This is a genomic window from Providencia lanzhouensis (genome assembly GCF_050469745.1).
Lineage (GTDB): Bacteria > Pseudomonadota > Gammaproteobacteria > Enterobacterales > Enterobacteriaceae > Providencia > Providencia lanzhouensis.
In genome coordinates this window covers 1,025,023-1,039,610 of record NZ_CP174123.1, presented here as the reverse complement: position 1 = coordinate 1,039,610, position 14,588 = coordinate 1,025,023, and the positions used below count along the sequence as shown (strand labels likewise).

The window sequence follows — 14,588 nt, the reverse complement described above, 5'->3', positions numbered from 1 at the left end:
TAAATCTGTCACATAAACAAAAAGGGAGTGCATTTCGCACTCCCCTCTATCATATCGTGTTTAGCTCAAATCACTTAGGTAATAATGTGTTGTTTTTATCAAACAACCCTATCACGGCTAAACAGATTTAAATTATTTCGTTCGGACTACTTATCTTGTTCGCACAGAGGATCGATAAACACAACGCCCATATCCCAAGGCTGTTCAATCCAAGTGTTTTGTGGGATATCAACCACATAATCATCCACTAATGGGCGACCTGCTGGTTTTGCAAAGATAGTCACGAAGTGTGCTTTTGGATACATGTCGCGGATAGCTTTCGCTGTGCCACCAGTATCCACTAAATCGTCAATTACGATAAAGCCTTCACCATCGCCTTCAGCGCGTTTGATTACATTCAATTCGCGTTGGTTATCATGGTCATAGCTAGAGATACAAACGGTGTCAACATGACGAATACCCAGCTCACGCGCTAACAGTGCGCCAGGGACTAAACCACCACGGCTAACTGCGATGATACCAGTCCATTGTTTTGCTGGTAATAAACGTTGTGCGAGTTTACGGGCATGTATTTGCAACATATCCCACGTTACGACATATTTTTCGCTCATAAAATTCGGGTCCCGAAGGTGAGTAAAACAGAAATGTGTCTTGCGGAAAAAAGGTTGCGCGAGATTATAGTGATTTGACGCAGGAAAAACCAGCGAAACCATCCCACTAAATGAATTATTCTTATTAACGCTCTCCATTATTCGATAGAAAGTGTTATGCTGAATCAATACTTAAAACCGCTTAAAACCTGAGTTATTACACTTAAGTGCAATCTTAAATTAAGCGACCAACGCCGTCAGTCGATTGTTTTGGGTGTAAGCCAATCCCCAGCTTGAAATATGACGGAAAGATTACGATCAAAGTGTCAAGGAGAAGAACGTGTCACAATTATCAACGCTAAAACCACAACCACTGTGGGATATTTTCGCTAAAATCTGCTCCATTCCTCACCCATCAAAACACGAAGAAGCTTTAGCCGCCCACATCATGGAGTGGTCTAAAGGGAAAGGTTTTCACGTTGAGCGCGACCAAGTTGGTAATATCTTAATCCGTAAACCGGCGACAAAAGGCTACGAAAACCGCAAGCCTGTTGTACTGCAAGCTCACTTAGACATGGTGCCGCAAAAAAATAACGACACAGAGCACGATTTCACTAAAGATCCTATCCGCCCTTATATCAATGGTGAGTGGGTCACTGCTGAAGGTACAACATTAGGCGCAGATAACGGCATCGGTATGGCATCCGCATTAGCAGTATTAGCGGATGACAGCGTTGAACACGGTCCACTGGAAGTGTTACTGACTATGACCGAAGAAACGGGCATGGACGGCGCTTTCGGTTTACAACCAAACTGGTTACAAGCTGATATTCTGATCAACACCGATTCAGAAGAAGAAGGCGAAATTTACATGGGTTGCGCAGGTGGTGTTGATTTCACTGCCACATTTGATTTAACCCGTGAAGCATTACCACAAGGTTATAAAACCTTCACCATGACCTTAAAAGGCCTTAAAGGCGGTCACTCTGGTGGCGATATTCACTTAGGTTTAGGTAATGCAAACAAACTGTTAGCGCGTTTCTTAGCGGGTCACGCTGAAGACTTGAGCTTAAAACTGCTGGAATTCACTGGCGGTACACTGCGTAATGCGATCCCACGTGAAGGCCATGCAACTTTCGCGGTACCAGCTGATAAAGTGGCTGAATTAACTGCATTGAGAACTCGCTACGAAGGCATTCTGAAAAATGAATTAGCCGCAGTAGAACCTAACCTAGCTTTACTGTTAGATGAAACAACGAGTGACTTAAAAGCACTGACTAATGATTGCCAACAGCGTTTAGTTTTCTTCCTAAACTCAGCACCAAGCGGCGTTATCCGTATGAGTGATGTGGTAAAAGGAGTTGTTGAAACTTCACTGAACGAAGGCGTTGTGAAGATGACTGAAGACAAAGCGGAAGTGATCTTCTTAATTCGTTCACTGATCGATTCAGGTAAAAATTACGTCGTTAATATGCTGACATCACTGACAAAACTGGCGAAAGCTCAACACCGTGCTGAAGGTGGATACCCAGGTTGGCAACCAGATGCAGACTCACCAGTTATGCATATTGTTAGCGACACTTACCAAAAACTGTTTGGTAAAATTCCAAATATCATGGTTATCCATGCCGGTCTCGAGTGTGGTCTGTTTAAAAAGCCTTATCCATTAATGGATATGGTCTCCATTGGACCAACCATCCGTGGAGCACACTCACCAGATGAGCGCGTTCACATTGAGAGCGTGGGTCAATACTGGACACTGTTAACTGCTATCTTAAAAGCTATCCCAGTAAAAAACTAAGTAGGCTTTAAGCTATCAATATCAGGGTCATAAGCGACAGTTTATGACCCTATTTTTCTCATTCTTTAAACATAATAAAAACTATAAAAGTAATGAAAGCTGCCTTTCAATTTGTGGATTCTGCAATGTCACATGCAGACCAACTAACCTAACCCCCCGCCCTGCTCGTCGATTTACCCAAGCCTGCTGTGCCAACCGAATAAGATCCTGCTTATCTATAATGGGATAAACATGCTCTTGCGTCGTTTGCTGAAAATCCTCAAATTTTAATTTCACTCCTTGGCGAGCAATACGCAGATCTGGCTTCACTTTCTCTAAGCGAAAATGTAGCTCATCGTATAAAGTATCGAGTAAAGGCAAACACTCTTCCCACTGATGAATATCTTTGGCGAGAGTGCGTTCTACCCCAACGGATTTACGTAAGCGTTCGGTATTTACTGCTCGTTCATCAATGCCATGACAGCGTTCCCACAGAGCTTGTCCAAATTTACCCATGCTTTTTACCAACGCCAGCATGTCATAGCGCTGAACATCCGCGCAGGTCAATAACCCCATATCCGCAAGTTTTTGCGCTGTCACTTTTCCAACGCCGGGGATCTTTTTTAATGGCAGCGTGGCAATAAATGCCGGTAATTCCTGTGGAGTGATCACAAATTGCCCATTGGGTTTATTCATATCAGAGGCAATTTTGGCGAGAAATTTAATCGGAGCAATTCCCGCAGAAGCTGTGAGTTGAAGTTCATCAAAAATTTGCTGGCGGATAGCCTCGGCGATAAGCGTGGCAGAGCCGTGAAGCTGCTGGCAATCAGTCACATCCAAATAGGCCTCATCTAAAGATAATGGCTCAATCAGATCGGTATAGCGGGCAAATATTTGGCGAATATGATGGGAAACGTCTTTATAAACCGCCATACGACCGGGTACGACTTTCAGGTGAGGGCATAATTTCAACGCCAATGCCGTCGACATTGCACTGTGAACACCGTAGCGTCTCGCTTCATAATTTGCAGTGCTCAATACGCCACGTCGGTCTGCACTTCCCCCGACAGCCAGTGGAATATTGCGTAATTTTGGGTCATCACGCATCTCTATCGCTGCAAAAAAGCAATCCATATCAATATGAATAATTTTACGCATGATAGCCGCCCCAACCAATAATTACTGAATAAATATACAGTGGTTTTATTAGCTATGCAACCTTATTCATCTGATTGAAATGTATTCCTGAAATACTGTAAATAACCGAAAAAGTAAAAAGTTACTCCTAATTTATAGGCTCATTGCTTACAAAACGGATGAAACATATTACAACAACCACTCGGTCAATCTCATGTTAGTTCATTGAATTTTCTATTATTATGGATTATGCAAATGCAAATTATATCAACGTCAGTGTTAAAAAAATCCGCTACGATAGGCTTACTACTTTTGGTTAGCCAATCCGCTTTCGCATTAATGCCGCAGATTGTGGCGCACCGCGCAGGTACCGCAGATGCCCCTGAAAATACCCTTTATGCTATAGAACAAGCCAAAAGCAATAAAGTTGATGCAATTTGGTTAACTGTTCAGCTCAGTAAAGATAATCAATTAGTCCTTTATCGTCCGAGTGATTTAAATGCTTTAACGGATAAAAGTGGCGTTATTTCTGATTATTCCGCCAAACAATTAAGCCAGATAAATGCGGCGTATAAATTTAATCAGAAAAATAACCAGCAACTACCTACTTCGCAAACCACTATCGTCACACTAGAAGATGTTTTAAAAAAATACCCCGATACGATTTTTTATATCGACTTAAAATCTCCTGATGCAGACCCTAATACTCAAGCTCAAGCTATTTTGGCATTATTAAATAAAACCAACGCGTTTAACCAAGTGCGTTTTTATTCCACTAACGATGCATTTTTAAAAGCGCTTAAGCCACTTTCCTCTAAACTGCAACTATTTGAAAGCCGAGATGAAACTCGCACCATGCTGGCAAACAGCGTAATGAGCCATCAATGTATGCTTGATAATGATAAATCTGCAACCCGTTGGTATGGTTTTGAGCTGCATCGTAAAGTTGAAGTCGTTGAGAAATATACCCTTGGTGAAGCGCGTTCACCAGCAACACTCTCATGGGATAAAGAAGCTATCGACTGCTTTAGAAAAAATGGCAACGCTTACATCATTGTATTTGGTGTAAATAGTGACAGTGATTATCAACTGGCTAAAGAAATTGGTGCTGATGCCGTTATGGTTGACTCACCAAAAGCTTTCAAAAAATAAAGACTAATTATTAAGCTACTTTATTTTGATAATGATTTATTCGATTTAAGTAGCTTATTTTTATTACTCATCTTTTCCATCCATACATTTCCCTATCTTATCTTTCCTTCTTTTTTAATAGTAAATAACATTCAATATTAATTACTTAGTAAAGTATCGATGCCAAAATAAGTAAATACATTTAAACTCTTATTCATAAGGAATTTAACATGGCGATATCAAAAGGCTTGCTTTCTATCGAGAATCTATGGAATGAAGACTTAAAAAAGGTGGAAATTTCTTTCAAAAACAATGCGAATGAGTATGGAAATGTTTTTATTTTTTATAATGTTATGAATGGAAAAAAATTAAGTGATATCACAGAGTTCACTTTTTCTTCAACCGAACAGAGCTATTGGATGGGAGTAATCACAACAAAATCAGGAGAAAAATGGAGTAGCATCGCTGACTTAGCATGCAAGCTCAATGAGAAAGATAATGGCAAAGTCACTCTCAGTTTCAAGGGAAATACGCGACACATGTTTGTTCACTACCCTGTTTCCACATCATGCTCGACTTCATTACATAAAATTTAGTTTGCAATGAAATACATCACTATTTTTATCAAAATAACCTTAAAATAAAAAACCCTAGCAGCTCATTAAAGCAACTAGGGTTAATATTCACAACAGAGTAAAAATTACAAAATGCGGTTTTTCTCTAGCATTTTTTTGCGCGCTTCTTCCCGTGCCATACGCTTTTTACGCGCATCGCAAGGCTCAGGGCAGTCACAAACTTTCTCTACCCCAATGCTACTTAAACCGCCGCAACTGCCTTGGATACTTTTCCGCTTAATAATATATCCAAGGGACATACCTAAAAACGCCAACAAAAATAAGGCAAAGGCTGCAAGAAAAACATTCAACATTCTGCTTTCCTCCTTTTACTGTTTTTTCTGTAAAAATGGCTCGAATGCTTTAGTGTAACGCTCTTCGAAGCCTTTATCTGTCTTCACAATCATAAAAACAGGAATATTCATCTTTTCAGCAAGTGCAAGACCCGCATCTGGTCCCATCACATTAAAACCTGTAGATAATCCATCCGCACTCATGCAATCGTCGGCTAATACGGTAATTGAGACTAAATTGTGGGAAATTGGCTTACCTGTTTTTGGGTCAATTGTGTGTGAGAAATGCACACCATTTTGTTCAAAATAGTTACGATAATCCCCTGAAGTGGCGATAGATAAATCTCCCGGCTCGATAATCTCCTGTGCCGTTTGACTCACACCATCCGTTGCAGGTTTTTCAATCGCAATACGCCATGGTGTATCTTTGCCATTTTTACCTTTTGTACGGACTTCGCCACCAATATCAACCATATAATCCTTGATACCGATGGACTCTAAATATTCCGCCACCACATCAACACCATAACCTTTAGCAATGGAAGATAAATCAACATACAGCTCAGGAATGGTTTTAATTAAGTTGTTGTCTTGTACAGAGAGTTTATCGATACCCACCCATGCACGACGTTTTTCAAGCTCCTCATCTGTAGGTGCTTTTGTGACTCTCCCCTCTGGACCGAACCCCCATAAATTAACCAGTGGACCAACGGTGACATCCAGACCGCCATCCGTTAATTTATTAATCTCAATGGCTTTACTGACCACTTTTGCCGTCGCGGCAGAAACAGGGAATGGTACATTAACTTCATTGGATTGATTGAAACGACTTAATTCGGAACCAGGGCGATAAGTCGACATTTGGTCGTTCACTTCTTCCAAACGCTTGTCGATTTCGGCTTGGATAGCTTCCGATGAAGGCTCTGAAGAGTCTGTCACGAACTTAACAGAATAATAGGTTCCCATGGTTTGTCCCTGAAGATTCTTTTGTTCAGGTCCACCACATGCGGTAAGAAGAAGAGTGGCTGCGAATAGCAGCACAGGAGCAAATACTTTTCTGTTTAGCATAAATTTTCTCAGCGTTAATTGTAAGCGCCCACTAGAGAAAGAGTAGGTGCTGAGACGTCTAACAAACTCAACATTCACAAATCTAGAGAATACTCACGTTTAAAAATTGAATTGCCTATTTGGCGATTCACAGTTTACAACCAAAAAGAGGAAAAAAACCCATTTTTTCCTCTTTTTAATCAACAAGCGCCCAGTTTCCTGAGCGCTTAATAGATAATTCACAGTAACTAATCAGCCACCAAAATCATCCAGTAAGATGTTTTCGTCCTCAACACCAAGGTCTTTTAACATCTTAATGACTGCGGCGTTCATGACAGGAGGCCCACACATGTAGAACTCACAATCTTCTGGCGCAGGGTGATTTTTGAGGTAGTTTTCATACAGGACATTATGAATAAATCCTGTGTAACCGTCCCAATTATCTTCTGGCAAAGCGTCAGAAAGTGCAACATTCCATGTAAAGTTGTCATGCTCTGCGGCTAATTGGTCGAAATCTTCGGTATAGAACATTTCACGTTTAGAACGCGCACCATACCAGAAACTGATTTTACGCTTAGAATCTAAACGACGTAATTGGTCGAAAATGTGGGAACGCATCGGCGCCATACCCGCACCACCACCGATAAAGATCATTTCCGCATCAGTTTCTTTTGCGAAGAACTCACCAAACGGACCAGAGATAGTGACTTTATCTCCCGGTTTCAGTGACCAAATATACGATGACATAATTCCCGGCGGTACATCGGGATTACGCGGAGGTGGCGTTGCAATACGCACGTTCAGCATAATAATACCGCGCTCTTCTGGATAGTTTGCCATTGAGTAAGCACGTACTGTTTCTTCTTTGACATCAGAAACATAGCGGAATAGATTGAATTTGTCCCAATCTTCACGGTATTCCTCAGGCACATCAAAGTCTGAGTACTTCACCACATGAGGCGGGCATTCAATTTGAATAAAACCACCCGCACGGAATGGAACCACTTCGCCCTCAGGAATTTTTAACTTCAGCTCTTTAATGAACGTTGCTTTGTTATCATTGGAGATAACTTCGCATTCCCATTTTTTCACGCCAAAAATTTCTTCAGGTAATTCAATTTTCAAATCTTGTTTTACGTTAACCTGACATGCCAGACGGCAACCTTCTTTCGCTTCACGTTTATTGATGTGTGAAAGCTCAGTTGGCAGGATGTCACCACCGCCCTCTTTGATTTTCACACGGCACTGACCACATGAACCACCGCCACCACAGGCAGAAGAAACAAAGATACCCTGGTTTGCTAACATACCTAACAGCTTATCGCCTGCTGGAGCATCAAAGCTCTTCTCAGGATCGCCGTTGACTTCAACTTTAATGTTCCCTGTATTGACCAACTTGGACTTTGCAAACAGGATCAGGCCTGTCAGCGCCAAGACAATCAGGGTAAACATAACTACGCCTAGAATAATAATATCCATGAATTCTTCTCGCCTTTATAGCTGCACACCGGAGAAGGACATAAAGCCCAATGCCATCAAACCGGTCGTGACAAAGGTGATGCCTAACCCTTTAAGACCCGCTGGAATGTCTGAATACTTCATCTTTTCACGAATCGCGGCCATTAAGACAATCGCTAACATCCAACCAATACCGGAACCAAAGCCATAAACAATGGATTCAGTGAAGTTGTAGTCACGCTGAGCCATGAAAGATACACCACCAAAGATTGCACAGTTTACGGTGATCAACGGTAAGAAGATCCCCAATGCGTTGTACAGTGATGGGAAGTAACGATCTAAAATCATTTCCAGAATTTGAACCAGTGCCGCGATAACACCGATAAAGGTAATGAAGTTGAGGAATGAGAGATCCACACCTTCAACTAACGCGCCGTCACGTAACACTAAGTTGTACACTAAGTTGTTCGCAGGGACGGAGATACCAAGCACCACAGTTACCGCAATACCCAGTCCAAAAGCAGTTTTTACGTTCTTCGATACCGCAAGGAATGTACACATCCCTAAGAAGAAAGCTAACGCCATGTTTTCGATGAAAATGGCTTTTACAAACAAGCTAATATAATGTTCCATGCTCTTAATCCTTCTCTACCTGAGCTGGTTTCAGAGTACGTAGACCCCAAATCAGCATACCGATGATAAAGAATGCACTTGGCGCTAACAGGAATAAGCCGTTTGGCATGTACCAACCACCATTTTGCAGTGATTCAAATACCGTAATACCAAACAGTTTACCGGAACCAAATAGCTCACGTAGGAAGCCAACCAGTACCAGAATCACACCGTAACCAAGACCGTTACCGATACCATCCATAAAACTTTCGATTGGTGGTGCTTTCATCGCATACGCTTCAGCACGCCCCATCACGATACAGTTGGTGATAATCAAACCAACGAATACGGAAAGTTGTTTCGAGATTTCATAGGCATAGGCACGTAAGATTTGGTCAACCACAATTACCAATGATGCAATAATTGCCATTTGAACAATAATACGAACACTACTTGGAATGTAATTTCTAATTAATGAGATAAAAAAGTTAGAGAACGCGGTAACTAGCGTTACGGCGATGGTCATAACCAATGCAGTTTCAAGTTTAGTGGTCACCGCTAATGCAGAGCACACACCCAAAACCTGCAATGCAATTGGGTTATTATCTAACAATGGTCCTAGTAGGACGCGTTTTACTTCTTTAGAATCAGCCATTATTCAGCGCTCCTTCACGAACTTTTTTCAGGAACGGACCAAAACCGTTATCGCCTAGCCAGAAATCAAACATATGTTGAATACCGTTTGAAGTCAGCGTTGCACCTGAAAGACCATCGATACCAAATGGGTTATCGGTGGCACCACCACGCACGATTTTGATTGCAGGGATACCCTGCTCATTGAACAGTTTTTTACCCGGCCACTGCGCTTTCCATTGTGGGTTGTCAACTTCACCACCCAGACCCGGCGTTTCACCATGCGCATAGTAGGTAATACCGCGAGAGGTTACACCATCGATATCCACGGCGATAAAGGCATACATTACTGACCATAATCCTGAACCATAAACTGGCAGAATCACTTGGGTCACTTTCCCTTGTTCATCTTTAACCAGATAAATTTCAGCGCTATTGGCACGACGGCGAATTTTCGCAATGTCTTCTTCTGGGGATAGTGCGATGCTGGTCTCTTCGCTACGCAGTTCGCTGTTTAAGTCAAAACGACTTACGCTGTTAGATAGTTCATTCGTTTTGAAATTCAGCAATTTAGGCTCGATACGCTCGCCATACACTTTTTGAATTTCTTCAGCGCTCATTTTAGGTTGCAGCAGACCTGCAACACTTAAAATATTACGCTGAGTATCTAACATCATTTGTTCTTGTTGCTGAGGTTTCAGACCAACCGCAGCACCGGCAACGACGACGGAACAGACTAAGCAGAGAATGAAAACAACGATAAACGTTCTGCCGACGCCATCTTTATTTACTGGTTTATCATTAGCCACGGGCTTTTCTCCGTTTAATATTTGCTTGAACGACCATATAGTCAAACAGAGGAGCAAACAGGTTGGCGAACAGGATTGCGAGCATCATCCCTTCAGGGTATGCAGGGTTCACAACCCGAACAAGTACGCACATTACGCCGATCAAAATCCCGTAAGCCCATTTACCTTTATCGGTAAAGGAAGCGGAAACAGGGTCTGTCGCCATAAAAATCATACCGAAGGCAAATCCGCCTAAAACCATGTGCCACCACCATGGCATAGCAAATAGTGGGTTGGTGTCTGAACCGATAAAGTTGAACAGGTAAGACATGGCAATCATACCCAGCATCACACCCGCCACGATGCGCCAAGAGGCGATACGGAAGAAGATGATAAATGCGCCACCGATGAAGATCATCAGGGTAGAAACTTCACCAATTGAACCCGGCATGTTACCTAAGAAAGCTTGCATCCAAGTGATTGGCTCGCCAGTTACTGTGTTTACCAGTGAACTCACACCACCCGTCGCCCATTGTGATAGAGGCGTTGCACCCGAGAATCCATCAGCCGCAGTCCAAACTAAGTCACCTGAAATTTGTGCAGGGTAAGCAAAGAAAAGGAAAGCACGACCCGCTAATGCGGGGTTAAGGAAGTTACGACCTGTACCACCGAAAATCTCTTTTGCAACAACCACACCAAAGGTGATACCGAGCGCCGCTTGCCATAATGGAATGGTAGGCGGAACAATCAGCGCAAATAAGATAGAGGAGATAAAGAAGCCTTCGTTGATTTCATGACCACGGATCATGGCAAACAACACTTCCCAGAAACCACCGACCAAGAATACCACTAAGTAAATTGGCAGGAAGTAAATCGCACCTAGCAGCATTTTGCTGCCCCAGCCGGCATCCGGCGCTAAAGAAGCACCTAATAATTGCGCTAGAGAATAGTGCCAATCACTCGCTAAAACTTGTTGCAGTTCAGCGCCACTGTATAAGTGATGCAGCGCGGGAATAGCTTGGTTACCGACATTATACATACCCCAGAACATCGCTGGGAAAACAGCAAGCCAGACTAAAATCATCATGCGCTTGAGATCGATAGTATCGCGTACGTGTGAGCGACCTTTTGTCACCGTGCCCGGTGTATAGAAAACTGTCGCAACAGCTTCATACAATGGATAGAATTTTGCTAATTTTCCACCGGGTTCAAATTGGTGCTCATATTTTTCAAATAAATTTTTCAGACCCATGGAATTACCCTTCTAGCTCAATCTTGGTCAGGACATCACGTAGTACTGGACCATATTCATACTTAGCTGGACACACATAGGTGCACAGTCCCAAGTCTTCTTCATCGAGTTCCAGACAACCCAGTTCCTGAGAAGTATCGGTGTCCCCTGCAAGCAGATCACGCAGTAAGTGGGTGATCATAATATCGAGAGGCATTACACGCTCATAGTTACCAATTGGTACCATTGAACGCTCACCGCCATTCATCGTCGTGGTAAAATTGAAGCGTTTATTCTTCAAGAAATGCCCGATGGTGGTACGCGTGATAGTGAACTTGTTCACTCCTGGCATAATCCATCCAAACAGCTCTTTTTCACGACCTTCCGCTAATACAGAAACTTGGTTATGGAAACGACCAAGATAATGATGAGCATCATCACAAGTCACGCCCCACAGCACAGAACCAGAAATAATGCGGTTCTCACCTGCTTTGAGCTGACCTTTGGTTAATTCGTAGATATCTGCGCCAAGGCGAGTGCGTAGCAAGCGAGGTTTCTCAACTTGCGGACCTGCGACAGAGACAACGCGATCAGTATAAAGATGACCAGTGGTAAATAATTTACCGATAGCAATCACATCTTGGTAATTGAGGCTCCACACTTTTTTGCTAATGCTAACAGGCTCAAGGAAATGAATATGAGTCCCTGCTAAACCCGCTGGATGTGGCCCTGCAAATTGTGTGTATGTGATTTGTGCATTAGCAGCTTGTTTTGGAAGCTCGCCCGCACCATGACAAACATGCACCTTGCCTTCAGTCAGTCGGCTCAAAACGATGAGACCGTCAGTAAAGGCTTGTGCATTTTCACCAATAATAATCGAAGGATCAGCAGCAAGAGGATTAGTGTCAATTGCAGTCACAAAAATCGCTGCGGGGGATGAACCTGGCTCCGGAGAACGGCTAAATGGGCGCGTTCTTAAAGCAGTCCATAAACCGGATCTTAAAAGATTTTGTTCAACCTGCTCTTTCGTCAGTGATGGGAGTTGGTCAGTAGAATAAGACTCGAAAGTCTCTTGTTCGTCACCATCGATTTCGATAATAACGGACTGAAGTACACGACGCTCACCACGATGAATAGCAATAATTTTACCGCAGGCTGGGCTCGTAAATACCACGCCAGGATTCTTTTTATCTTCAAAAAGAACCTGCCCTTTTTTTACACGCTCACCTTCTTTAACCAGCATCGAAGGACGCATTCCGACATATTCTTCACCTAGCACAGCTACGTGTTGAATTTTCGGGCCGTCTTCTATCACTTGGGCTGGCTCACCTGCTATTGGAAGGTTAAGGCCTTTTTTAATTTTAATCATAAGATCTGCACAAGTTTATCAGTTAAACCCTAAGCTAACGATTCAGCAATGAATGATAGCGACTCAATAATAAAAATAACTCAAGTTGCTTACGCCACTCGAGTAAGTAAATCTAACAATATTGCTACACTTTCTCTTCTTCTGCCGAGGTCAATTTTATCAGTTCCCTCGACCTCTGTCCGGTTATAGAAGTGACCTAGTTCAAGCAAATTGCAATAAAATTTAAAATTTTGTTGCAACAATTCGTAAATACCTACATGTTGGCTCACATTTATCGAGCATCGATTAATTTATAGTCAATAATGATTCATTAGAAAATTATTAACTTGATATATTAAATTTTGTTCCATTCGTCTAAAATATGCTGAATTTGGTCCATTTTTAATCAGCTTATTTTTCAACATTTGGCTTAATTATGCATATAAGTAAAACCATTGGTGTTTATTTACTCTTCACATTTGCAGCGTCTGCATTTGCTCAAGAAGAAAACACATTATTCTCCCTTAATAGTAAGCCAACTGCTCAGCCTGATTCACCGATATTTATTCAAATATTTAAGCAAGAGGGTGTGCTTGAGCTCTACCAAAAAACAGCCGTAGGAAAGTATAAATTAGTCAAAACCTACCCTATCTGTAAGTTTTCTGGTGGACTTGGTCCTAAAAAGATAGAAGGTGACTTGAAAAGCCCTGAGGGGTTTTATCAGATCACGCGCTCACAACTCAATCCAAATAGTCGATATTACCGATCTATCAATCTTGGATTTCCTAATGAGTTCGATAAGACGCAGGGGTATTCTGGTAACTATCTGATGATTCACGGTAGCTGTGTGTCTGTCGGATGTTATGCAATGACAGATAAATCCATGGGGGAAATTTATCAAACCGTGGAACAAGCACTTCAAAATGGTCAACCTGCCGTTGATGTGAGCATTTATCCATTTCGCATGACTAAAATGAATATGCTGCGTTATCGCAATTCAACGCATTATGCTTTCTGGAAACAGCTTCAACCTGCTTATGATTATTTTGAGCGAACCGGCAAACCTGCTGAAATATCAGTAACATTAGGTAAATATCATGTTAACAGCATGCCAGAAACGCCCACTAAGTTATTGGGATCTAAATCACAGTATGCGTTGGCCACGGTCGAATAGCACAAATTCACCGGGTTCAATTTTTTGCCACGTCTCGTTACCTGTTAAGGGAGCCGTGGCAATAACTGAAACAATATCACTTGGCGTTGTGCACTGTTGGAAGTCAATCTCGATGTCCTGATCCAACAGTTTCGCTTTACCAAACGGTGCCCTACGCGTGATCCAATGCAGCTTTGTTGAGCTAAACGCCATCAAATATTGCCCATCGGATAACAACATATTAAATACCCCTTTTTCACGCAGTTGCTGCGCAAGAGCGCCAATAAAACGGAAAACAGCTTTCCAGTTTGTTGGTTTTCTTGGATATTTTTGATTCAGTTGATGTAAAATCCAGCAAAATGCCCATTCGCTATCAGTTTCACCAATTGGTCGATAGTGTCCCGTCTTTAATGAACGAAACCCTTTCAATTGCCCATTATGCGCATAAGTCCAGTTTCGTCCCCATAATTCCCGCGTAAACGGATGGGTATTCACCAGTGAAACATCCCCTCGGTTCGCCTGACGAATGTGCGCCACAATGCTTTCTGATTTGATGGGGTATTCCTGCACAAAACGCGCCACAGGGGAGACAAAACTTGGTTGAGGATCTTTAAATGTGCGACAACCTAATCCTTCGTAAAACGTGATCCCCCATCCATCTTTATGTGGGCCAGTTTGCCCACCACGGGAAATCAGTCCACTTAGGCTAAACGTAATATCGGTTGGTACATTGGCACTCATGCCAAGCAACTCACACATTTAAAGTCTCCTGC

15 protein-coding genes are annotated in these 14,588 nt (G+C 42.4%); 4 read left to right on the top strand and 11 right to left on the bottom strand.

Annotated elements, in window-relative coordinates; genetic code table 11:
* Nucleotides 1-146 precede the first annotated feature (146 nt).
* Nucleotides 147-611: a xanthine phosphoribosyltransferase gene (gene gpt / locus ACIH2S_RS04715; RefSeq protein ID WP_108479429.1), complete on the bottom strand. Its 465-nt coding sequence runs from the start codon at nt 609-611 to the stop codon at nt 147-149.
* A 319-nt stretch (nt 612-930) separates the two neighbouring features.
* Between gpt and pepD the strand changes: the two genes are divergently transcribed.
* Nucleotides 931-2,391 carry a beta-Ala-His dipeptidase gene (gene pepD / locus ACIH2S_RS04710; protein ID WP_036954204.1) on the top strand — a complete coding sequence of 487 codons (1,461 nt, stop codon included), beginning with the start codon at nt 931-933 and terminating at the stop codon, nt 2,389-2,391.
* Between the two features lie 81 nt (nt 2,392-2,472).
* Here pepD and dinB read toward each other — a convergent pair whose 3' ends face one another.
* Complete coding sequence (dinB, locus tag ACIH2S_RS04705; RefSeq protein WP_108479431.1) at nt 2,473-3,528, bottom strand: DNA polymerase IV; 1,056 nt, start codon at nt 3,526-3,528, stop codon at nt 2,473-2,475.
* A gap of 234 nt (nt 3,529-3,762) precedes the next feature.
* Here dinB and ACIH2S_RS04700 point away from each other — a divergent pair, with 234 nt between their 5' ends.
* Nucleotides 3,763-4,659, top strand: a complete 897-nt coding sequence (locus ACIH2S_RS04700) for a glycerophosphodiester phosphodiesterase family protein (protein ID WP_430248192.1) — start codon at nt 3,763-3,765, stop codon at nt 4,657-4,659.
* 209 nt (nt 4,660-4,868) lie between these two features.
* On the top strand, nt 4,869-5,234 hold the full coding sequence (locus ACIH2S_RS04695; RefSeq protein WP_036954200.1) for a hypothetical protein: 366 nt from the start codon (nt 4,869-4,871) through the stop codon (nt 5,232-5,234).
* Nucleotides 5,235-5,338: 104 nt separating this feature from the next.
* Here ACIH2S_RS04695 and nqrM read toward each other — a convergent pair whose 3' ends face one another.
* From nqrM to ACIH2S_RS04655, 8 genes are all read right to left on the bottom strand, one after another.
* On the bottom strand, nt 5,339-5,566 hold the full coding sequence (nqrM, locus tag ACIH2S_RS04690) for a (Na+)-NQR maturation NqrM (protein WP_006657399.1): 228 nt from the start codon (nt 5,564-5,566) through the stop codon (nt 5,339-5,341).
* Nucleotides 5,567-5,581: 15 nt separating this feature from the next.
* Entirely contained in the window at nt 5,582-6,613 is a 1,032-nt protein-coding gene (locus ACIH2S_RS04685; RefSeq protein WP_108479433.1) for an FAD:protein FMN transferase, read from the bottom strand.
* Between the two features lie 231 nt (nt 6,614-6,844).
* Nucleotides 6,845-8,071 carry an NADH:ubiquinone reductase (Na(+)-transporting) subunit F gene (gene nqrF / locus ACIH2S_RS04680; protein ID WP_036954195.1) on the bottom strand — a complete coding sequence of 409 codons (1,227 nt, stop codon included), beginning with the start codon at nt 8,069-8,071 and terminating at the stop codon, nt 6,845-6,847.
* Nucleotides 8,072-8,086: 15 nt separating this feature from the next.
* Nucleotides 8,087-8,683: an NADH:ubiquinone reductase (Na(+)-transporting) subunit E gene (nqrE, locus tag ACIH2S_RS04675; RefSeq protein WP_006657396.1), complete on the bottom strand. Its 597-nt coding sequence runs from the start codon at nt 8,681-8,683 to the stop codon at nt 8,087-8,089.
* A gap of 4 nt (nt 8,684-8,687) precedes the next feature.
* A complete protein-coding gene (locus ACIH2S_RS04670) occupies nt 8,688-9,317 on the bottom strand; it encodes an NADH:ubiquinone reductase (Na(+)-transporting) subunit D (protein ID WP_036954193.1) in 630 nt (209 codons plus the stop codon).
* Nucleotides 9,310-10,104, bottom strand: a complete 795-nt coding sequence (locus ACIH2S_RS04665) for a Na(+)-translocating NADH-quinone reductase subunit C (protein WP_036954191.1) — start codon at nt 10,102-10,104, stop codon at nt 9,310-9,312. Before ACIH2S_RS04665 ends, ACIH2S_RS04670 begins: the two co-directional genes overlap by 8 nt.
* The gene (locus ACIH2S_RS04660; RefSeq protein WP_036954189.1) at nt 10,097-11,335 is read right to left on the bottom strand and encodes an NADH:ubiquinone reductase (Na(+)-transporting) subunit B; all 1,239 of its coding nucleotides are present in this window, start codon (nt 11,333-11,335) and stop codon (nt 10,097-10,099) included. The genes ACIH2S_RS04665 and ACIH2S_RS04660 overlap by 8 nt, the downstream gene beginning before the upstream one ends.
* Nucleotides 11,336-11,339: 4 nt before the next feature.
* Nucleotides 11,340-12,683: a Na(+)-translocating NADH-quinone reductase subunit A gene (locus tag ACIH2S_RS04655; RefSeq protein ID WP_036954187.1), complete on the bottom strand. Its 1,344-nt coding sequence runs from the start codon at nt 12,681-12,683 to the stop codon at nt 11,340-11,342.
* Nucleotides 12,684-13,098: 415 nt separating this feature from the next.
* Between ACIH2S_RS04655 and ACIH2S_RS04650 the strand changes: the two genes are divergently transcribed.
* The gene (locus ACIH2S_RS04650; protein ID WP_036954185.1) at nt 13,099-13,836 is read left to right on the top strand and encodes a L,D-transpeptidase family protein; all 738 of its coding nucleotides are present in this window, start codon (nt 13,099-13,101) and stop codon (nt 13,834-13,836) included.
* Here ACIH2S_RS04650 and ACIH2S_RS04645 read toward each other — a convergent pair.
* Nucleotides 13,807-14,574 carry a class II glutamine amidotransferase gene (locus ACIH2S_RS04645; protein WP_108479434.1) on the bottom strand — a complete coding sequence of 256 codons (768 nt, stop codon included), beginning with the start codon at nt 14,572-14,574 and terminating at the stop codon, nt 13,807-13,809. The genes ACIH2S_RS04650 and ACIH2S_RS04645 overlap by 30 nt on opposite strands.
* Nucleotides 14,575-14,588: the final 14 nt, after the last annotated feature.